Annotated in this window: 16 protein-coding genes; 11 read left to right on the forward strand and 5 right to left on the reverse strand. The window is 52.0% G+C overall.

All coding sequences use genetic code 11. The annotated features are described in order from the left end of the window. Window positions 1-148 precede the first annotated feature (148 nt). Complete coding sequence (locus GALF_RS00415) at window positions 149-1,372, forward strand: hypothetical protein (protein ID WP_041938132.1); 1,224 nt, start codon at window positions 149-151, stop codon at window positions 1,370-1,372. Window positions 1,373-1,432: 60 nt separating this feature from the next. After that, entirely contained in the window at window positions 1,433-2,824 is a 1,392-nt protein-coding gene (gene sthA / locus GALF_RS00420; RefSeq protein ID WP_013292070.1) for a Si-specific NAD(P)(+) transhydrogenase, read from the forward strand. A gap of 54 nt (window positions 2,825-2,878) precedes the next feature. Here sthA and GALF_RS00425 read toward each other — a convergent pair whose 3' ends face one another. From GALF_RS00425 to GALF_RS00440, 4 genes are all read right to left on the reverse strand, one after another. Further along, window positions 2,879-4,150, reverse strand: a complete 1,272-nt coding sequence (locus tag GALF_RS00425; RefSeq protein WP_013292071.1) for an HD-GYP domain-containing protein — start codon at window positions 4,148-4,150, stop codon at window positions 2,879-2,881. 212 nt (window positions 4,151-4,362) lie between these two features. Beyond that, a complete protein-coding gene (locus tag GALF_RS14720; protein WP_013292072.1) occupies window positions 4,363-5,727 on the reverse strand; it encodes a diguanylate cyclase in 1,365 nt (454 codons plus the stop codon). A gap of 23 nt (window positions 5,728-5,750) precedes the next feature. After that, window positions 5,751-6,995: an HD domain-containing phosphohydrolase gene (locus GALF_RS00435; RefSeq protein WP_013292073.1), complete on the reverse strand. Its 1,245-nt coding sequence runs from the start codon at window positions 6,993-6,995 to the stop codon at window positions 5,751-5,753. A gap of 70 nt (window positions 6,996-7,065) precedes the next feature. Next, window positions 7,066-8,187 (reverse strand): HD domain-containing phosphohydrolase, encoded by a 1,122-nt coding sequence (locus tag GALF_RS00440; protein WP_013292074.1) that lies wholly within the window; start codon window positions 8,185-8,187, stop codon window positions 7,066-7,068. A 222-nt stretch (window positions 8,188-8,409) separates the two neighbouring features. Here GALF_RS00440 and GALF_RS14725 point away from each other — a divergent pair, with 222 nt between their 5' ends. The 3 genes from GALF_RS14725 to GALF_RS00455 all read left to right on the forward strand — a co-directional run bounded on the left by GALF_RS14725 (window position 8,410) and on the right by GALF_RS00455 (window position 11,997). Next, window positions 8,410-9,183, forward strand: a complete 774-nt coding sequence (locus GALF_RS14725) for a LuxR C-terminal-related transcriptional regulator (protein ID WP_013292075.1) — start codon at window positions 8,410-8,412, stop codon at window positions 9,181-9,183. Window positions 9,184-9,795: 612 nt separating this feature from the next. Further along, a complete protein-coding gene (locus GALF_RS00450; protein ID WP_013292076.1) occupies window positions 9,796-10,263 on the forward strand; it encodes a rhodanese-like domain-containing protein in 468 nt (155 codons plus the stop codon). Window positions 10,264-10,371: 108 nt separating this feature from the next. Next, a complete protein-coding gene (locus GALF_RS00455) occupies window positions 10,372-11,997 on the forward strand; it encodes a methyl-accepting chemotaxis protein (RefSeq protein ID WP_013292078.1) in 1,626 nt (541 codons plus the stop codon). A gap of 162 nt (window positions 11,998-12,159) precedes the next feature. Here the strand turns inward: GALF_RS00455 and GALF_RS00460 are convergent, their stop codons facing one another. Continuing rightward, window positions 12,160-13,242, reverse strand: coding sequence for an NADH:flavin oxidoreductase/NADH oxidase (locus GALF_RS00460; protein WP_013292079.1), 1,083 nt, complete (start codon window positions 13,240-13,242; stop codon window positions 12,160-12,162). A 156-nt stretch (window positions 13,243-13,398) separates the two neighbouring features. On the opposite strand from GALF_RS00460, the gene GALF_RS00465 reads away from it, so the two are divergent. The 6 genes from GALF_RS00465 (at window position 13,399) to GALF_RS00490 (ending at window position 22,007) form a co-directional block, all read left to right on the forward strand. Continuing rightward, entirely contained in the window at window positions 13,399-14,070 is a 672-nt protein-coding gene (locus GALF_RS00465; protein WP_013292080.1) for a GntR family transcriptional regulator, read from the forward strand. Window positions 14,071-14,072: 2 nt separating this feature from the next. Continuing rightward, window positions 14,073-14,960 carry a methylisocitrate lyase gene (gene prpB, locus GALF_RS00470; protein ID WP_013292081.1) on the forward strand — a complete coding sequence of 296 codons (888 nt, stop codon included), beginning with the start codon at window positions 14,073-14,075 and terminating at the stop codon, window positions 14,958-14,960. A gap of 20 nt (window positions 14,961-14,980) precedes the next feature. After that, entirely contained in the window at window positions 14,981-16,129 is a 1,149-nt protein-coding gene (gene prpC, locus GALF_RS00475; protein ID WP_013292082.1) for a bifunctional 2-methylcitrate synthase/citrate synthase, read from the forward strand. A gap of 124 nt (window positions 16,130-16,253) precedes the next feature. Further along, entirely contained in the window at window positions 16,254-18,860 is a 2,607-nt protein-coding gene (gene acnD / locus GALF_RS00480) for a Fe/S-dependent 2-methylisocitrate dehydratase AcnD (RefSeq protein ID WP_013292083.1), read from the forward strand. Continuing rightward, window positions 18,857-20,041, forward strand: coding sequence for a 2-methylaconitate cis-trans isomerase PrpF (gene prpF / locus GALF_RS00485; RefSeq protein ID WP_041937921.1), 1,185 nt, complete (start codon window positions 18,857-18,859; stop codon window positions 20,039-20,041). The genes acnD and prpF overlap by 4 nt, the downstream gene beginning before the upstream one ends. A 79-nt stretch (window positions 20,042-20,120) precedes the next feature. Continuing rightward, a complete protein-coding gene (locus GALF_RS00490; protein WP_013292085.1) occupies window positions 20,121-22,007 on the forward strand; it encodes an AMP-binding protein in 1,887 nt (628 codons plus the stop codon). Window positions 22,008-22,012 lie beyond the last annotated feature (5 nt).

The raw sequence follows: 22,012 nt of genomic DNA on the forward strand, positions 1-22,012 counted from the left end.
TGTCCGATCATAGTCACTCAACTTGATGATTATTCGTCAGATTAAAATTTTATTGTGGTGGCATCTAAATTGCTAGGTATTGACAGCGGGCGTGGCTCAAATGAGTCAGCCGCTGCCGGATTCCACTGAAATTTACTATGCTGAGATTATGAAAAACCAAACCAAATTGAAATCCACCGAATTTTTACGAAATGGCGACAAAGTTAATTCAGAATTTTTTGAAATTTATTTAAAGCGGCTGCTCGACGCGCGCGATGCCTGTGGCCTGACAGAAATGATAGGTGAAATCGAAGCACTGATGATTACGGTAGAGCCTGGCAATGCGCTTGAATATATCGCCGAGCTGGCGTTGATGACGCCTTACCATTATCTGGTGACGTTAGAGAGCCCGAGGCACTGGACGCATATTTTGCGCATCGATATGGATTCCCCCGATATTTTATTGCGTGAGGTCAAAAATCCGGAGTATTACGATATTTTCCGCAGTTTAAATGATCTGCATCCTGTCGGATCAAAGCGTCCGCACAGCCGTTATTTAGGGGAAATATTGCGGGTTACCGATCGTGAAAGCGTATTGGCCCTGCAGTGTGAGCGAGAATTCCGCTTCTTTTCACCTGCGGCGCTTAGCGCGCTTGATTTGCCATCCAATGTCAGTATCAGCAAACCTTCGCCTTATACGCAAAATGTACTCGGCTACATGGAGCGCGCGATCGGCGAGCCTCGTGTCTATCATCCGCTCGGAAAATGCAGCATCCTGCCTAAAATTCAGAAGGCTTATGAAAACGCCAAGTTGCAGCAGCAATCGTTGAATATTGCCGACTTGATCTTGCCGGTTGATCATCTGGCAACGCGCGTTTATTGTCAAAACCGGGAAGCTGCGCTCCTCGAGTATTTAGCGTTGTCGAGTTATTACTATTGGGGCAGTTATGACATTGTCGATCAGAATTCCTCAACCAATGTGTGCAAAAGTGTACGGCCTGTTCCGGAGTCTTTAAGTCCGGCCAAAGTTTTTACCGCCAATAACCTGCCGTATTGTGTGAATCATCTGGACAGATTACCCTCGCCCACAGAAAACTTTGTCAGGAATTACGGCGCCCGGTTGCATCACATCGCGCTGTCGGTAAAGGACGGTGAGCGTGAGGGTAAAGAGAATATCGAATTTCTGGTCGATGCGATTGCGGGGCAGGGCAAAGGATTTCTGCTCGAAGTGGTGGGTTCCCGTGAAGAAGGCTTAAAGCAGGTGTTTTCTAATGCCTCGCAATTTTCTGCGCTGATCATTGAATACGTGCAGCGCTATGGCGATTTTCAGGGGTTTTTTACGCGCGAAAATGTGGCATTGCTCACCGCAGCAGCAGGCGCGGAAGTATCCTGATTTAAATCAGCCCAAGGGCAAGTGCGTGTATGCTATGGCCTGCACAGTTAGGAATTTATCATGAACTACGACGTTATCATCATCGGTTCAGGCCCAGCCGGACAGCATGCTGCATGGCAGGCCGCGCGCATGGGCAAGCGTGCCGCCATCATCGAGCGTAAACCCAATCTGGGAGGCGCCGGCTTGCAGACGGGTACGATACCCAGCAAGGCGATGCGCGAAGTGGCCTATCAGCTAACGCGCTCGGGTGGCATGCGTCAGGCCCATGATGGCCGTTCCCGGCACGGGCTGCTGGCGGATGCGGTGCGCAGGAAAGAGGGGGTGATCGCCCAGCAGGAATCGGTGATATTGCAGCGGATATTGCGCTCCGGTGTCGCCTTGATTCCGGGCGAGGCCTGTTTTGTCGATGCACATACCATTGCCGTGACCGATCAGGCCGGAAATACGCGCCAGATTACTGCCGATGTGATCGTGCTGGCGGCAGGTTCCCGTCCGCGCCGTCCGGCTGACGTGCCATTCAATAAAAAAAGCGTCCTCGATTCGACCTCTATCCTAAATTTGCGTCATTTGCCGGACAGTCTGCTGGTGGTGGGCGGCGGGGTGATTGCCTGCGAATTCGTCTCCATTTTTGCGGCACTGGGCGTCGCGGTCTCGGTCGTGGACAGTCATGCGCAACTGCTCGAATATCTGAGTGAAGACGTGGTCGCTGTGCTGGCCGACAGTTTTCTGGATATGGGCGTCAAATTTTATATGCAGGAGCGCGTCGCCCAAATCAGTTGCGATGACAGCGGCACATTGACGACCTTGGTGAGCGGAGCTCAGATCCGTGCCGATGCCGTTTTGTATGCGCAGGGGCGTGAGCCCAACAGCGAGGGATTGCAGGTGGCGCGTGCCGGCATCGCCGCGAAGGATGGCTGGATCGCGGTCAATCAGCATTTTCAGACCAGCGTGCCGAATATCTTTGCAGTGGGCGATTTGATCGGTCGCCCGGCGCTCGCGTCCACTGGCATGGAGCAGGGGCGAGCTGCGGTGCTGTATGCGTTTGGCGGCGAGGCACATGTGACGGCAGATAATCTGCCGATGGCGGTCTATACCATCCCTGAAATATCCTACGTCGGTAAAACCGAACGGGAAGTGCAGCAGGAAAATATCCCCTATCTGATCGGTCGCGCCTATTTTAAAGATAGCGCGCGCGGGCAGATTATCGGCGATGCGCAAGGGTTGCTTAAACTGATCATTGATACGCGCAACGAGAAACTGCTCGGCGTGCATATTGTCGGCGAGCAGGCGAGCGAACTGGTCCATATTGGCCAGCTGGTGATGAATCTCAATGGCACGGTGCGCGATCTGGTAGCCAACGTCTTTAACTATCCGACACTGGCCGAGTGTTACAAGCTGGCAGCCTTAGATTGCACGCATCAATTGGAGCAGCGAAAACTCACCGGCGTTTGATGATCCTGAGCGCGCACTGGTTTATTCGTCAAAACAGCCATTGCGAGCAGCATGCTACTTGTTAATATCCGCAGAAAGTAATGAGCGCTTCATATTATTTAGCCATTCGTTTTCCGCTCTTTTAGGCTGAGCTTCGTCAACAGATACCTCCGGCCAGCGTCGTGAAATTTCCCGCAATAACGCCTTAAATTGCCAAAGGGCCTCATTCAGTAAGGGTGAATAATCGGACCTAGATTCTAGGTCATCAGTAAAAATCTGTATCAGTCGAGCCGGATCATGGGGGTCGAATCCGGCTTCTAACAGCTTCAATCTAAGCGCAACCATTCGTGTTTTAGCTAGATCGAACATCTGGTCGCAGCTTATGGCATTCGCATGCTGGTTGAAATTCTCGAACAACTGTGCGATCAGATTAACCTTTGTAATAAGATGGGACATATTGTCCGAAAGGGCAGTCGGTGCATCATTTTCGCGAAAAATATTTAAGTGACCGATCAAGCCTTGTCCGTATTGTCTGAAATTCAGCTTGAGCATTACCTCCAGATTTTTCCAGGACACCTTGGGATGGTTGGAATCAAACGCCTTCGCGGCAATCTCTGCTACAGCCAGAATTTGCCCGTAGCGGCTAATTTTATCGCCCCGCAAACCGCGAGGATAGCCGCTGCCGTCCATTCGCTCGTGATGTACGAGCACAGCCTCTGCAATACACCGGGGGAGTTCCGGAAATTCACATAACAATAGATAGGCTGTCAGCGGGTGACTGTAAAGGTGGTGTCTTTCGGTGTCGCTCATTACATGGCTCGGCGCGAGTAGTTTAGGATCAATATGCAGCAGACCAATGTCGTGGAACAGTGCTGCTGTGGCGGCACATTCTTGCTCAGCCGAATTCATACCGTTGCAATGCGCAAGATATACAACAATAATCATCAACATCAGGCTATGACGATAAATGTGGTTGTATTTATCCCTAGCCACTGTCAGCTTGAAAGCGAGCGGAGAGGGTAGCTGAATGGCAAGAACCCGGCTGTATAAAAAATTCTTGCCGATAATTGCCTGCATCTTGGCCAGCTTGGCATTTTCCTGCAGCAGTGACGCCACATCATCCCGTATCCTGTCAGCATTAAGCATATTGTCGATGGATAATGTCTTGTCCAGCTCGAGCAGCTTGTGTTTAATTAGCCGATCATACAGTTGGCTGTTGATGCGCATACCGGATGCAATCAGCTTGATTCTGTTTTGTGAGTAGATATCGCGATCAGCGACGATCATGCGGGTATTCCCAAGCTCGGTTACCGCCTGTAAATAATGCTGATCATTCAGTTCTGGCATACACCAATTCCTTTGCTATCCAATGTGTGACAGCCATCAATTAGATACGCACTTTAAGCGTCGAGTCGCAATCCTTTTGCGCTTCGTAAAACAGAATCTGATTTCGTCCGGACTCTTTTGCTTGATACCGATGTCCTAACAGAAAAGCACGATTGGTTTTGTTAATGGCGTCAACAGACACTGACGGCCACTACAATCCATTCGCCCACGGATTATTCTGCTTTCACCACTTTGTTGCGCCCAGAATTCTTTGCTTCATAAAGAGCAATGTCGACACGTTGTAACAAGGCCTCTTGCGACTCACCTCGCTGGTATTCCGCCACGCCTATGCTCACAGTGACTTGATGTTCAAAGACCGGACTATCTGCAATTTCTGCACGAATTCTCTCTGCCAGGACACTCGCTGCATTGATATCTGCGGTGGGTAATAAAACGACGAACTCCTCTCCTCCCCATCGTGCAAAAACATCTGAGGTTCGCAACCGCCTTTTTACCCGGTTACTGAGTGTTTTGAGTACCTCGTCGCCAAATGGGTGACCAAAAACATCGTTAATTTTTTTAAAGAAATCGATATCAAGCATAAGTACAGAAAATGTAGCCATCTGATGTCGATAAAAACGACCAATTTCTGCCTCGGTTACCTGGTTGAATAAGCGACGATTACCCGCGCCAGTGAGTGGGTCGGTGACGGACTCCTCTTGCAGCTGAATATTTTTTGATTCTAAGACTTGAACTAGTTCACCGAGCTCATGGGCGTGTAGCTTCATTAACTCAGCCCAGCGTCCGTAGGTAATGCCAATCAGTTCGCGCTGTGTGATGCGTCCGACCACATCATTGTGATCATCAACTACGATCGCACGTTTAAAGTGATTCACTTTGAGGTGTTCAATCGCCGCTTTAATCGTCGCACGCTGATTGATTGTTTTAACGTGCTGTGTCATGTAGTTGCGAATGGGGAGTGACATATCCACACAGTCGCAAATCATTTTGATGACATCCTTCGCCGTGACAATGCCGATTAGCTTACGGTTTTCGACAATGAGCATGGCATCTTCAGCATAGATTAACTGCTCTAATACAGCTTGCGTTTTGGTCGATGCATTGACCATTTCGACGCGACTTGTACCTAACACATCGGCTAAGGTTTTGTGCTCCATCATGACTACAGGGTCAACAGAGGCTAAAACATCGGTGTAAGAAATGATCCCGCCTAAATCCCCTGCAGCATTTTTTACACCCAGGTAGCGGCAGCGATCATCCTCAAAAATGGACAATAAATTCAGGATATTGTCATCTTCATTAACGTAAATTAATTGATGATGTGTAAGGTCACTAAGGCTTGCTGACATATTTCTGCCTTGATGACGATATATCATCAAAGCTTCAACGGTAAAGATCGCATGCGCTTGACCTACGCTGTAGATGACATCACTTAAATTATTGGCCTCCATTAACGCAACAGCCTCATCAATTGTGGCCGCTCCGAGGGCTAGCACTACGTCGTGGTGAGTTATCTCGCCAGCTTTTGGAAAGAAAGTCGTGGTTTTAGGCATTGTTAACTTTGTATTGGCATTCATGGTGTTCGATCATCATGCGTCAGCTATGTATGTGGGTGATCTAATGCACCTACGGCGGCATTCCAACAAATCGCCAGATTTTGATCGACGTGCATGACCACTGTGCGGTCCAACTTTCCGTCTTCGACCATGCCATTTAATATTTTCACAATTTCATTTGGCGGCAGCGCACCGCGATAAGGGCGCTCCTGTGCTAGAGCCTGAAACACGTCAGCCACAGCCACAATTCGCGCTTCCAACGACACGCCCCCATCACCAAGATGATAGGGATAGCCAGTACCATCCACGCGCTCATGGTGTTGTGCTGCCCATAAAGATATTTCCTCTAAACCATGAATATTTTTGATAATGGTGTAAGTGTCGAAGCTGTGCCGATGCATTTGCGCTGTTTCCTCAGCGGATAGCTTGCCGGGGTTATTTAGCAACGCGTCCGGCTGCCTGAGTTTACCAATGTCATGTAATAAGCCAGCAAGTTCCAGCATGTCGCACGTCCTCTCGGAAAGTGACAGGAGCTGACCAATGCATCTTGATAGCCTGGCGACACCATCGGAGTGCTCCTTGGTAAAGGAACTTTTGGCATCGACCACATGAGAGAAAATACTCACGATACTGCGAAGGTCTTGAAAATCCATTTCCTGAATGGTCGTCTCAGTCAGCCAACTCGACAGGTATCCGTGAACATGCTCATTTTCCAGAGAAAGCCAAAAGGCCTCGGATCTTGATATATCCATAAAAGCATCGACAAGCTCAGGGCAGAACCAGTCGCCGCGTTTATCCAGAATCTTCTTTCGGATGTTTTCACTGCCAAGTAGTAAATTGGACTGATCCACCAAAAACCCCAACGCTAGTACATCAACACGATCTACCATGTAAATGCAATTCGCGCTGAGCTTAACCTCCAGAGGAAGATCCATCTCCTTCAGCTCAGACCAATGCGTATGATGGTGACGGACGATAGGCGCAAGATTTGCCATTAACGGGCAGGTAAATAGCAGGGAAGCACCTATCAGGCAATGATCGTTTTCTTTTTCCCATTCGAATTGTGCCAGTCTGCTATGTACCGTTGTCTTTGAAACGCCGCAATCGTGCAACATCGCGGCTTTAAACAGCTCTTTCATCCGTTGCCCCGACCAGCCCATTCCTTTTCCGCATTCAGCGGCCATATAGGCGACATGCTTACCATGATGAATGTGAGTCACCCCCACAAGGTCGAGCGCATCAGACAGTGAATAAATGGCTTCATGCAAATTGATATTAAATTTCGACAATGCTCATACCTTTCGATTGAATACATTCACGACAAATTTGGCACACATATACAGTGTGGCGCGGTTAATCTTAGTCGGCAAAATCCGACTGAATTTTCAGTATCTCACCTTGACAGCCTAGCAGGGCTGCTACGCAATCTGGGTCTAGCTTGAAATGACTCATACGTTCAAGTTCAGCGAATGCCTGAGCATTGCTCCACGCAGCCTTATAGGGGCGCACTGAAGTAAGTGCATCAAATACGTCTGCGACGGCAACGATGCGAGCCTCAAGCGGAATATTTTTACCCGCCAATCCCTCCGGGTAACCGTTGCCATCCATGCTTTCGTGATGGTAAGCGACGATATTGCGGATCATTTCAATGTCATTGACACATTTAATATTGAAGTTGAGCAGCATCGCATCAATGATTTTTCGACCTTTCGTTGTATGAGTTTTCATCTCGCTAAATTCCTCAATGGTCAAAGGGCCAGGCTTAAGGAGAATTCTGTCGGGGATGGATATCTTGCCGACATCATGCAAGGGTGCGTGCCGGAGAATTCGTTCTACAAACTCATCATCAATCGAGTGCGCAGCGCCTAGCGTAAAGGCAATCAATCGTGAATAGCGAGCCATCCGCTCTAAATGCATGCCCGTTTCTGGGTCGCGATGGTGCGTGAACTGAGTGGCTGTCTTCATGGCGCCATAAAGGGTGATAAATTGATTCAATTCCGTAGCCAACAAACTCGTCAACAAATGGGCAATCATGTCCAGATAAGTCAGGTTAGATTCATTAAATGCATCGCATTGATTGGAATTAAAAAAAAGCATGCCAATGAATTGACCATCGTTATACAACGGAATGGTATAACTTGAACGAAAACCTCTGTCGAGGATTCGCCTCGAGTGTGTCGATTTGCTGTCGGGAAATACCCGCAGGTCATTAATAATGCGCGTCTCACGGTTGCGCGCCAATTTGAGCAGTGAAGGAACTTCGCTTAGTTTTGCCTCATAAAGGGTGAGAGGGTTATTCCCCTTCCTGCTCCCAACATAAGTGCGCAGAATGTCGTCATGCCGGTCATACTTGGCAATGGCGAGGCGATCAATGTGCGGGTAATTTTGACAGACAATGTCATGAATATATGATATTTTTTTTGAAAGAGTATGGTGAGTATCTAAATCGCTAAGTTGTAATTGATGTTCAAACTCTTGCATTTTTATCCTCTTTGACGTGTCGTTAAGCGCACATCGAAGTTATTTCATGTAGCAATATCAAGGGAAGGGCAGGCTAAACAAGTTTCGACACTTGCTATCTCTCCTCATTACTTAACTTTAGAGGTAACGACCACATTCGTCATCACCCCATGGGGTGATACATGCAAAAAAATTTCGACCTATAATGCAATGAGTTAGCAAAAACTATCACCTCTGGATAAGATGACAATCAATTTCACCGGTCACGCCGAAATAGATCAACAGCATGAGCTGCTCGAAAGTACCGTCGGGCAGTTGGCGCTTTTCTGTTCTGAAGCAAAGCACAATCAGGATGCCACGTGCGACGGGTGCAATGCTTTCAAGCAAAAACACTGCCGTGTGACGCTCGTATTAATCGCAAGCCAATTGGCTGGTTTTCTCACCGGCCATGCTGCTTACGAAGAAAAAATGATGGAATTATTGCCCGACACACCCATTTGCTCTCAACATATAAAGGCACACAAGTCCGCCCATCAAGGAATTGCGAAGCAACTGAAGAAGCTCTCGTTGCTGGTCGCCAACGAAAATCCGCGTGAGGTAAGCACTAGGATGAGGCGAATAGTTGGAGATTGGCTGGGCGATCATTCCACATCGTTTGATACTCGGCTAGTTCGTCTCGGTAAATTCGATTCGTCTAAGATCGATTTTGATGGTGAACTGGTCGCAATGCTTGACGAGTATGTATTCCCCAGTCGCCCCACGATGTCAAAGGCATCTTTGAAAATCGGCATGGCATTGGAGGGGGAAAAGCTTGAAGCTCGCGGACGCTTTGAGTCGCTCTCGCCCGCCCAACGTCAAGTCTTCTGGCTGGTCGCAGGAGGAAAGACAAACCGTGAAATTGGCATGGTGCTGAGCATTTCGATCAATACGGTAAAGACACACCGTGCAGCTATCTTTCACAAAATGGATGTGAAGTCGGTGCTTGAATTAGTCAAGAAAGTAGACGTTCTTCGCTAGATACATCGTGGGGATGACGACTAAAGCAGTATCCCCCAAGCGGTAATTTTTAATCCAGTTGATGTCGTATCGCGCCAATATTCCTAGGTCAGTATAAGAATTTCCCAATAGCGCCCAATGCCCTCGCGACGCATAATGTATGGCAGCTATTTAATATTCATTGAATTTCATAGGCGCTGACAATAATAGTCGGGAATAGAGCTGACGGTGTCGATAGGTAGCGATGGGTTGAGTATGTAGGATAGATTGCCTATAATCAGTCAGTTACTGTTGATTCGGCCTCCTCGCCGGTAAGCTTTTTGAGGGTTAAATCGAGTCTGACCCTATTTTCGATTTTCAAAAATATTAAGTGGTGAAAAATATCGAGAGACTTATTTAGTGAAGGGATATTATTAATATCCGCCGGCGGCAAGGCAGCATTTTCGATGGCAGAACTAAAGATATATAAGGCTGTCTGCAATCGATAAAATAGCGAAAGAACGGGCGTATAATTTGAAAAGTTTTTTGTTGGAAAACTTCTTGGAGGAATATAAGTACACAAATTAACCGTGCTTTTATGTTGGGTGATTAAATAACTATTTTCGTTTTATGAACTGTTACAGGAGAATTGCTATGGATTTAAATGCTGGAAGTTTTGTCAGAAAAACCGGGATTACTTTAACAAGTGCAGCAGTTCTGTTATTTAGCAGTGCCGTATTTGCTGCGGATACTCCCGCAAGCTTGAAAGGTGCGACTGTAGTTGATGCGGTTAAAGCAAAATCACTAGTTGATTCAGGTGTCAAGATAATCGATGCGCGCGTTGCCAATGAGTATGCCGAAGCGCATATCAAAGGCGCACTTAGTGTTCCTTACAAGGAAAAGAGTGCTAAATCAGCAGATTTTGATGTAACCCAAGACAGTGTGGATATGAGTAAGCTGCCTGTTGATAAGAATGCCGGCATTATTTTCTACTGCAATGGCGCGGAATGCTGGAAGGGTTATAAAGAGGCAACCGTTGCTGTTAAAGCCGGTTACAAGGCTGTTTACTGGTTGCGACTTGGGATTCCTGACTGGAAGGCTAAAGGATATCCGATAGAGTAAGAGCAGATGCTGCTGGCGACATCGTTCAGTGTCGCCAGTTTACTGCATGAATTGCTAATCGGTAAATTTTTGCTGATTATTAAGTCCTTGTGTACCTGAAAATTTTTTATGAATCCAAATACACTTAAATTTAAACTGATCGCCGGTTTTGTGCTTGCTGTTTTCTCGTCACTGGTGTTGATGATTGTTGACGTTTATAGCGTAACTAAAAGCAATACTGCGTTGCAGTATGTTTACGCTAACCAGATGCAACCCACGTCTGCATTGCAGGACATGGACAGTTCGATTAAAGAGATTCGCTTCCGGATGGCTGGCGTTTTGCTGGATCAAATGCCCGCGGTGGGTTCTCGAATTCACCTCAAGGAAGTGCGAGGTAGAATAATAGATGATTGGACTGCATTTAAGCGTGGCACAAAGGATAATGCTTTTAGTGACGACGCTAAAAAACAGATAGAAAAAATAGATAAGCAGATTGTTTTGCTGCCGGCCTTCTTGGATAAGCTGAATGAAGCCTATGCAAATGAGCAAAAAACACTCATTACGCCCTTGCTGGAAGATGAATGGCCGTCATTTCATGCCGGTTTGATCAAGCCCATTTCACTGCTGCTTCCTGAACAACAGCTTGCGGTAAAACAGACATATGAAAAAAGCAAGGCTGATGGTAATCGTCTTGTGATAGTGGGTATTGCTATTTTCAGCATCAGTCTACTACTTCTTACGCTATTTGGCTGGCGAGTATTGGCGAGTATTAATCGCGGCTTTAATGCGCTGCAATCCGCGTTTTCCCAAATCGCTCAGGGCAATCTGCTTATACACATCGGCTATGATAGCCAAGATGAATTTGGTCAGATGGCAAAATCACTAGAAGCAACGGCTAGTCGTTTGCAACAAATTGTGGCGAGCGTCAAATCAGCCGCTGAAAGTGCTGTGCAACATTCAGCATCACTGTCTGAGCAGGTTGAAGTGCTGATCGCGAGCGATAAGCAGTTCAGCGCAAAAGTAACCACCGTTGCAGCTAACATGGAAGAAATTACCTTTGCCAATTCAGAGGTTGCTGTGATGGCGAACAGTGCGGCGGATGCTGTTAATCGTAACGAGGAGTTAGCCCGTAGTGGCAACGCAAATGTTACTGAAAATATGACTGTTATCGGGAATGTGGTAAATATTGTGAACGATTCAGTCAGTATTGTTGGTCAACTCAATACTTCTATACAGAAAATAGGCCAAATCGCTATCGTCATCAAAGAAATTGCTGATCAGACCAATCTTTTGGCGCTCAATGCAGCGATTGAAGCCGCGCGTGCGGGTGAACAGGGTCGTGGTTTTGCTGTTGTTGCCGATGAAGTCAGAAAACTGGCTGAACGGACTTCATCCAGCACCCAAGAAATTTCTGGTGTGATCAATTCAATTCGCACTGAAACAGATAGTGCGGTGGTCGCCATGAACAATATTGAATCAGAAGTTAAAAAAGGTGTTCATTTAAGCGAGATGACCGGAGAGGTTTTGCAGAAAATTGTCGCTGCGGCAAGTAATGCAACGCAATCTGTGGGCAATATTGTTTCAAGTACCAAAGATCAGGCATCTGTTACTGAAAATGTGGCACATAATCTCCAAGATATTTCAGCCGTTTCGGAACAGAACGAATCGAGTATTCAGCATGTTGGAAGAATGGCTGATGAAGTTGCCAAGATCGCTGCTGAATTACAGGATATAGTTGAACAATTCAAGGTTTAAAAATGTTTCATGCAAAAGCCAGCTAATTCATTTTCACTAGCTGGTGCAGCATTGTATGCTGATGAGAATCTTAATTTCGAGAAACGCTCAGGCATTTTGCAGCTAGTTTCCTGCTTTTGCCGCTTTAACCCGCTTTACCGGGAGGGTCTTATCCGTGCCTGTTTAGCGCGCCATCGTTCCTGGTGGTGCGGCGCGTAGATACTGCACTGGCCAACTGATCGTTTGTCCCAGCGCTGTTGCCGCATTCAGCGGCCACTGATGATTGCGCAACATTTCGCGGCCGAGCAGCACCAGATCGGCTCGTCCTGTGCGGATAATCTGATCGGCCTGCTCAGGTGAGGTGATTAGGCCGACGGCGGCACTGGGAATGAAGGCCTCATTGCGTACGCGGGCTGCGAATTCGACCTGAAACCCTGCGGCGGCCGGAACGATTGCCGCAGGTATCAGCCCTGCGGTTGAGACATCGATCAGATCAACGCCGAGTGTTTTGAGCTGCTGGCATAGGGCAACGGTCTCATCCGCATTCCAGCCGCCCTCCATCCAGTCTGTCGCCGACAGGCGAACCAGCAGCGGCAGATGATCCGGCCAAACGAGGCGAACGGCGCTGACAATCTCGCGTACCAGACGGCTGCGATTCTCGAAGCTGCCGCCGTAGCGATCGGTGCGCAGGTTGGACAGCGGTGAGAGGAACTGATGCAGTAGATAGCCGTGTGCGGCATGAATTTCAACCGCTTCAAATCCTGCTGCCAGCGCGCGTTGTGCCGCCGCGACAAACTGCTCGATCACTTGGTTGATGCCCGTCTCGTCAAGTTCGCAGGGAATGGCATAGCCGTCGCCAAAGCTTACCGGCGAGGGCGCGATGACAGGCCAGCCGCCTTCATCTTCCGTCAACGTATGCTGCGCCTGCCAGCCGAGTGTTACGCTGGCTTTTCGACCGGCATGCGCCAGTTGGAGGGCGGGTACGCAGCCTTGCGTCTTGGAAAATTGTGCGATGCGCGCCAGTGGCTCGATCTGTTTGTCGTCCCATAATCCAAGATCGCCCGGGCTGATGCGTCCCTCGGGGGAAACGGCGGTAGCCTCAACGATCATCAGCGCCGCGCCGCCCGCAGCCAGGCTGCCGTAATGGACGAAATGCCAGTCAGACGCGATGCCGTCCTGTGCGGAATACTGGCACATGGGGGGAATTCCGATGCGGTTTTTCAGGGTGAGGTTGCGCAGCTTGAGCGGTTCGAACAGATGGGTCATCGCTAACTTTCCGGTAGGAATGAGTGCAAGTTGTCATATTTGCGGGGGTGTAGCCCCGTCTTTTGGGGTGATTGTCGACATAATTAAAATATATTATGCATGTTTCTGTTATTAGTGCTAATATTTCAAGAAATTGTCGACAATCGGAGTTATTTGATGTTGCCCAACACCCCACAGCAAGGCACGCTTGCAGATATTGCCTCGCATCGTCTGGCACACAGTATCGTGACCGGCGAATTTGCACAAGGCCAGAAGCTCAACGAAGCCGAACTTGCCGAGCGCTTCGGCATGGGGCGCGGTCCGTTGCGCGAAGCGCTGCGCCATCTGGAAGGTATGCGGCTGGTCAAGCGGATACCAAATGCCGGCGCGCGCGTGGTAGTGCTCGATTATAAAACTATGTCCGATCTGTATGCGGTGCGCGAGGCGCTCGAAGGGATGGCCTGCCGCCTTGCCGCAACGAAAATGACCACGCAGGAAATCGAACAATTAAGCCGTCTGCTCGATACGCATGAAACTCAGATTAAGCAGGAAGGCGGCGGGATTTATGCGCAGAGCGAAGGCGATCTGGATTTTCATTATCAGATTGTGCGCGGCAGCCGTAATGAGATGCTGATGGATATGCTGGGCAGCGAACAATACCAGTTGCAGCGTATGTGCCGGTTCCGCACCAGCCGCAACGCGCAGCGTACCTACCCTGCACTGCAACAGCACCGTCAGATTGTCGAAGCGCTGGCACAGCGCGACCCGGAGCTGGCTGAGATGCTGATGCGTCGCCATATTCAGGGCGCATGGCGCAGCATCAGTGAAACGATCGCTAAGGAGGAGTAAGCATGACACACCCAACACCCGGACAGAAATTTCGCCTCGCAGTTGAACAGAATCAGCCGTTGCAGGTGGTGGGCGCGGTAACCGCCTATTGCGCCATTCTGGCGGAAAAAACAGGCCACAAGGCGCTGTATTTATCCGGTGGTGGTGTGGCAGCCTCCTCGCTCGGTATTCCGGATCTGGGTATCACGACGCTGCACGATGTTTGCGAAGACGCACGCCGCATCACGGCGGTGAGCTCACTGCCGCTGCTGGTGGACATCGACACCGGTTGGGGCGGTTCCTTCAATATCGCACGCGCCACGCGTGAAATCGCGCAAGCGGGTGCGGCAGGTTTTCACATCGAAGATCAGGTGATGCAAAAACGTTGCGGTCATCGCCCCAACAAGGCGATCGTCTCACAGGCCGAAATGGTCGATCGCATCAAAGCGGCGGTGGATGCGCGGGTTGATTCGAGCTTCGTGATCATGGCGCGTACCGATGCGCTGGCTGTCGAAGGCATGTCCTCCGCGATCGAGCGCGCGCAGGCCTGTGTGGAAGCCGGTGCAGATATGATCTTCCCCGAGGCGATGATTACGCTGGAGCAATACGCGGAATTTACCCGTGTGGTGTCCGTGCCTGTGCTGGCTAACATCACCGAGTTTGGCGCAACGCCGCTCTACACGACCGAACAACTGGCCAGTGTCGGCATCAAACTTGTGCTCTACCCGCTGTCGGCGTTTCGTGCGATGAGCCAGGCCGCGCTTAATGTCTACCAGCACATTCTGGCGGACGGCACGCAAGCGCAGGTGATCGACAAGATGCAGCCGCGCATGGAACTCTACGATTATCTAGGCTATCACGCCTATGAGCAGAAACTGGATCGGTTGTTTGCCGAGCAAGGCGCCGAGTAATTTATTTCAGGGAGATCAACATGGCAGAAGACACCACATTACCGAAGCCCAAGAAATCAGTCGCACTATCTGGCACGGTCGCCGGCAACACCGCGATCTGTACGGTCGGCCGCACGGGCAACGATCTGCATTATCGCGGCTATGACATTCTGGATTTTGCGGAAAAAGCCGAATTCGAGGAAATCGCTCATTTGCTGATACACGGCAACCTGCCCGATGCCGCGCAACTGGCGGCCTACAAGGCGAAACTCAAATCGCTGCGCGGTTTGCCCGATGCGGTTAAACAGGTGCTCGAAGCGATTCCGGGCAATGCGCACCCGATGGATGTGATGCGCACCGGTTGCTCGGTGCTGGGTACCTGTGAACAGGAACCCCAAGCGCACAGCGAGGCGGACACCAAAGAGCTGATCGACCGTCAGCTGGCCTGTTTCGGTTCGATGCTGTTGTACTGGCATCACTTTACGACCAGTGGAAAACGCATCGACGTTGAAACCGATGACGATACGATAGGCGCACATATTCTGCATCTACTGCACGGCAAACCTGCGCAAGCCTCTTGGGTGCGCGCGATGCATACCTCGCTGATTCTGTATGCAGAACATGAATTTAACGCCTCGACCTTCACAGCCCGCGTGATTGCCGGCACCAATTCCGATCTGTATTCCTGCATTACCGGCGCGATCGGCGCGTTGCGCGGCCCTAAACACGGCGGCGCCAACGAAGAAGCGTTCCGCATCCAGAACCGTTACAAAGACGCAGATGCGGCGGAAGTCGACATCCGCGAGCGCGTGGCAAGAAAAGAAATCGTCATCGGTTTCGGTCATCCGGTCTACACCATCGCCGACCCGCGCAACGAAGTGATCAAACGCGTGGCCAAGCAGCTGGCCGATGAAGCGGGCGATACGCGTCTGTACGACATCGCCGCGCGTCTGGAATCCGTGATGTGGGAAACCAAGAGGATGTTCCCGAATCTCGACTGGTTCTCTGCCGTGTCCTATCACCTGATGGGCGTGCCGACCATGATGTTTACGCCGCTGTTCGTGATCTCGCGTGTCACAGGCTGGGGTGCACACGTCATGGAGCAGCGCATCGACGGCAAGATCATTCGTCCGAGCGCCAATTACGTCGGGCCTGAGAATCTGGCTTGGACGCCGATTGAAAAGCGTTAAACCCTGAAAACAATTTCAGCCACAGAGATCACAGAGAAAACAGCATCAACATTCAAAGCATCGCGTTGAAAGCCGTCACTTTCCGCTCTGTGTGCTCTGTGGCAAATAGTTTTAGAAAGACATTATGAATACCCAATACCGTAAGCCGTTAGCCGGGAGCCGCTTAGACTACTTCGACACCCGGGAGGCCGTGGACGCCATCGAGTCCGGTGCTTATGCCAAACTGCCTTACACGTCCAAAGTGCTGGCAGAACAACTGGTGCGTCGCTGCGAACCTGAAGCCCTAACGGATGCGTTGAAACAGTTAATCGAACGCAAGCGCGATCTGGATTTTCCCTGGTATCCCGCTCGTGTTGTTTGCCACGATATCTTAGGCCAGACCGCCTTGGTGGATTTGGCAGGTCTGCGTGACGCGATCGCCGATCAGGGCGGTGATCCATCCCTGGTCAACCCGGTCGTGCCGACTCAGCTGATCGTTGATCACTCTTTGTCTGTGGAAGCGGCCGGTTTCGACCCGGATGCCTTTCGCAAAAACCGCGAGATTGAAGACCGGCGTAACGAAGATCGCTTCCACTTTATCGAGTGGACCAAGACGGCGTTCAAGAATGTAGACGTGATCCCCGCCGGGAACGGCATCATGCACCAGATCAATCTGGAAAAGATGTCGCCGGTGATCCAGGCGCGGGATGGCGTGGCCTTTCCTGATACCTGTGTCGGCACTGACTCACATACCCCGCACGTCGACTCGCTGGGCGTACTGGCGATCGGTGTCGGCGGTCTGGAAGCCGAAACCGTCATGCTGGGCCTACCTTCCATGATGCGTCTGCCGGATATCGCGGGCGTCAAATTGACAGGTCAGCGTCAGCCGGGTATCACGGCCACCGACATCGTGCTGGCGCTGACCGAGTTTTTGCGTCGTGAACGTGTGGTGGGTGCCTATGTGGAATTCTTCGGCGCAGGCGCTGATAGCCTCACTATCGGCGATCGCGCGACCATCTCCAATATGTGTCCGGAATTTGGTGCGACGGCGGCGATGTTCTATATCGACGCCCAGACCATCACCTATTTGAAGCTGACCGGCCGCGAGCCCGAGCAGGTCGCTCTCGTGGAGAACTACGCTAGGACCACCGGTCTGTGGGCGGATCAGATGGTCGCCGCCGAATACGAGCGCGAGCTGGAATTCGATCTGTCGACCGTGGTGCGCAACATGGCGGGCCCGTCCAATCCGCACCGTCGTCTGCCAACCTCTGCATTGCATGAACGCGGTATTTCTGACGAAGCAAAGCTGGATGCCGGTCGTGCCAGTGAGGCGCAAGGCCTGATGCCCGATGGTGCCGTTATCATCGCGGCCATCACGTCCTGCACCAACACCTCCAACCCGCGTAACGTGGTTGCCGCCGCCTTGCTTGCCAAGAAAGCCAACGAACTGGGGTTGCTGCGCAAGCCCTGGGTTAAGACCTCCTTTGCGCCCGGCTCCAAAGTTGCCGAGCTGTACCTGAAAGAAGCGGGCCTGCTCTCGGAACTCGAAAAGCTGGGCTTCGGTATCGTCGGATTTGCCTGTACCACCTGTAACGGCATGTCCGGCGCACTCGACCCTAAGATTCAACAGGAGATTATTGACCGCGACCTGTACGCCACCGCCGTGCTGTCCGGCAACCGTAACTTCGACGGTCGTATTCACCCCTACGCGAAGCAGGCCTTTTTGGCGTCCCCGCCGCTGGTGGTGGCTTATGCGATTGCGGGTACGATCCGCCTCGACATCGAGCAGGATGCACTGGGTATGGACAAGTCGGGTAAGCCTGTCATGTTGAAAGACATCTGGCCGTCCGACGACGCGATCGACGCGATTGTGGCTTCCTGCGTCAAGCCTGAACAGTTCCGGCAGATTTACATTCCGATGTTTGATCTGGGCAAAATTGAAGTGGCGAAAAGCCCCTTGTACGACTGGCGTCCTATGTCCACCTACATCCGCCGCCCCCCTTACTGGGAAGGCGCACTGGCCGGCGTTCGGACCTTGAAAGGGATGCGTCCGTTGGCCGTATTGCCGGACAACATCACCACTGATCATTTGTCGCCGTCGAACGCGATCATGGCCAACTCGGCCTCGGGTGAATATCTGGCGAAAATGGGCGTGCCGGAAGAGGATTTCAACTCTTATGCAACGCACCGGGGGGATCACCTGACCGCGCAACGCGCCACCTTTGCCAATCCTCAGCTGATCAACGAAATGGCCGTGGTTAACGGTGAGGTGAAGCAAGGCTCCCTCGCCCGCGTGGAACCGGATGGCCGTGTCATGCGCATGTGGGAAGCCATCGAAACCTACATGGATCGCCGGCAGAACCTGATCATCATCGCGGGTGCCGACTACGGTCAGGGCTCATCGCGTGACTGGGCGGCCAAGGGCGTGCGTCTGGCCGGTGTGGAAGCCATTGTCGCGGAAGGTTTCGAACGTATTCACCGTACTAATCTGGTCGGCATGGGCGTGCTGCCGCTGGAGTTTAAGGCGGGCGACACGCGCAAGACCTACGCCATCGACGGGACTGAAACCTATGATGTGGAAGGCGACATCGCCCCGCGCGCCGAGCTGGTGGTCGTAATGAATCGCGCCAATGGCGTATCGGTGCGCATTCCCGTCACCTGCCGTCTGGATACCGCTGCCGAAGTCCGTGTGTACAACGCGGGTGGCGTACTGCAATGCTTTGCGCAGGACTTCCTCAAAGGAGCTGCATGATGGTTCAACCGCAAATCAGGATACCCGCCACCTATCTGCGTGGCGGCACCTCCAAGGGGGTGTTCTTCCGGCTGGAAGATCTGCCGCAAGCCGCACAGGTCCCGGGTCGGGCGCGTGACCGACTGTTCCAGCGCGTGATCGGCAGCCCCGACCCTTATGCCGCGCAGATCGATGGCATGGGGGGTGCGACCTCCAGTACCAGCAAGTGCGTGATCCTGTCGAAAAGCACCCGACCGGGCCACGACGTGGATTACCTCTATGGCCAGATCTCCATCGATAAAGACTTTGTCGACTGGAGCGGCAACTGCGGCAACCTGTCCACAGGCGCGGGCGCATTCGCGATACACGCCGGATATATCGATGCTGCACGGCTTGCAGGGGAGGGTGTCTGCACCGTCCGCATCTGGCAGGCCAATATCAACAAGACCATCATCGCCCATGTGCCGATCGCTAATGGTCAGGTACAGGAGACTGGCGATTTCGAGCTGGATGGCGTGACCTTCCCGGCAGCCGAGATCGTGCTGGAGTTCATGGACCCCTCCGATGAGAGTGACGGCGGCAGCCTGTTCCCGACCGGCAATCTGGTCGACGAACTGGAAGTGCCGGGTGTCGGCACCTTCAAGGCTACTATGATCACTGCCGGCATTCCGACCGTATTTGTGAATGCAGCTGATATTGGTTACACCGGCACCGAATTGCGCGAGGCGATTAATACTGATCCTGCAGCGCTGGCGCGGTTCGAGAAAATCCGCGTGGCGGGCGCATTGCGCATGGGGCTGATCAAAACCCCGGAAGAAGCCGCAACCCGTCAACATACCCCGAAGATCGCTTTTATAGCACCTCCTGTCGACCATGTGTCATCAAGCGGTAAGCCTATTAGCGCTTCTGAAGTCGATCTGCTGGTGCGCGCCCTGTCGATGGGCAAGCTGCACCACGCCATGATGGGTACGGCCGCCGTCGCCATCGGTACGGCCGCCGCAATCCCCGGTACGCTGGTAAATCTGGCGGCAGGTGGCGGGGATCGCCGCTCGGTGACCTTCGGGCATCCTTCCGGCACCTTGAAAGTCGGTGCAGCCGCCCGCCAAAACGGTGGCGACTGGAAAGTTGAAAAAGTCACCATGAGCCGCAGTGCGCGCGTGCTGATGGAAGGCTGGGTACGCATCCCCGGCGATAGTTTTTAGCGTTTTGAAAAAGTTCCGCTCGACCTCACCGTATGAGAGCAGAGGCGGGAATGGGGTTCTAAATGACAGGAGTCAAACAATGAGTTACCAGACCGAGTATGACCGTTCGATGAATGATCCGGAAGGCTTCTGGCGCAAGCAGGCCGAGGCGCTGGAATGGTTTAAATTCCCCCAGCAGATAGTCAAGACGGAGGCCGACGGTCAGGGTTACTGGTTTGCTGATGGCCAGATGAATACGGCCTATATGGCGCTGGATCATCACGTCAACACCGGACGCGGCGATCAGCTCGCGCTCATTTTTGACTCCCCCGTCACCCATACCAAGGCGACTTACACCTATTCGCAGCTCACCGATGCGGTGGCCTTGACCGCCGGCATGCTGGCAGGTCTGGGTGTCGTCAAAGGTGATCGCGTCATCATCTATATGCCGATGATCCCGGAGGCGGTCATCGCGATGCTCGCGGTTGCGCGGCTGGGTGCGATCCATTCGGTGGTGTTCGGCGGTTTTGCGCCGCCGGAACTGGCGGTGCGTATCGATGATGCGACGCCAAAAGTGATTATGTCCGCTTCCTGCGGTATCGAAATCAAGCGGACGGTCGAATATAAACCGCTGCTCGATCGCGCGATCAGTCTGGCGGTCCATAAGCCTGAGAGCTGCGTGATCTATCAGCGTCCGCAATGCATCGCCACCATGACTGAGCGCGATTACGACTGGAGCACGTTGCTGGCCGGTGCAACGCCTGTCGGCTGCACGCCTGTTCTGGGCTCGGATCCTTTGTATATCCTCTACACCTCTGGCACGACAGGTAAACCCAAAGGCGTGGTGCGCGAAAATGGCGGCCATGCGGTAGCGCTCAAATACAGCATGAGTGCGATTTACAACGTCAATCCGGGCGACGTGTTTTGGGCTTCTTCCGATGTCGGTTGGGTGGTAGGTCATTCCTACATCGTCTATGCGCCACTGCTGCAAGGCTGCACCACCGTCGTCTACGAAGGCAAACCGATCATGACGCCGGACGCCGGTGCCTTGTGGCGCGTGTGTGCAGAATACGGCGTCAAAGCCTTGTTTACGGCACCGACTGCGTTTCGTGCGGTGAAAAAGGAAGATCCTGACGCGCTGCTCATGCAAAACTATGATCTGAGTCAGCTGCAAACCATCTTTTCCGCAGGGGAGCGTCTGGATGCGCCAACCGAAACGTGGCTCGGTGAGCACAGCGGCAAACCGGTTATCGATCACTGGTGGCAGACGGAAACAGGCTGGGCGATTACCGCCAACCTGCAAGGCGTCGAGCCGATGCCGGTAAAGCTGGGTTCGTCGACCAAACCTGTGCCCGGTTTTAACGTGCAGATTCTGGATGAGCACGGCGAGGTGCAACCTGCCGGCACGCAAGGGTATATCGCGCTTAAATTGCCGCTGCCGCCTTCATGCCTTAACCGCGTGTGGGGCGACGACAACAAATTCCGCGATAGTTACCTCGCCTTTTTGCCGGGCTATTACACCAGCGGTGATGGCGGTTATATTGATGAGGAGGGGTATGTGTTCGTGATGGGGCGTGTGGATGACGTGATCAACGTTGCAGGACACAGGCTCTCGACCGGTGAGATCGAAGAAGTGATCGCGAGCCATCCCGATGTGGCAGAATGCGCGGTCATCGCACGCGATGACGAGATCAAGGGGCAGACGCCGATGGCACTGGTTGTGCTCAAAACGGGCTCCGCGATCAGCGAGGCTGAATTGCATAAGCAGTTAGTCGCCCGCATCCGCGAGACAATCGGTGCGATTACCTGTTACAAGGATACGGTGGTGTTGGCACGTCTCCCCAAGACGCGTTCGGGCAAGACGCTACGCAAGACCCTGTGCAATATCGTCAATGGACGCGAATACAGCGTGCCTTCCACCATCGACGATACGGCGGTGATACCGGAAATCATCGAGGTGTTGCGCAGTCGGCAGATCGTTATATAAAAATG

Source organism: Gallionella capsiferriformans ES-2 (assembly GCF_000145255.1).
GTDB lineage: Bacteria > Pseudomonadota > Gammaproteobacteria > Burkholderiales > Gallionellaceae > Gallionella > Gallionella capsiferriformans.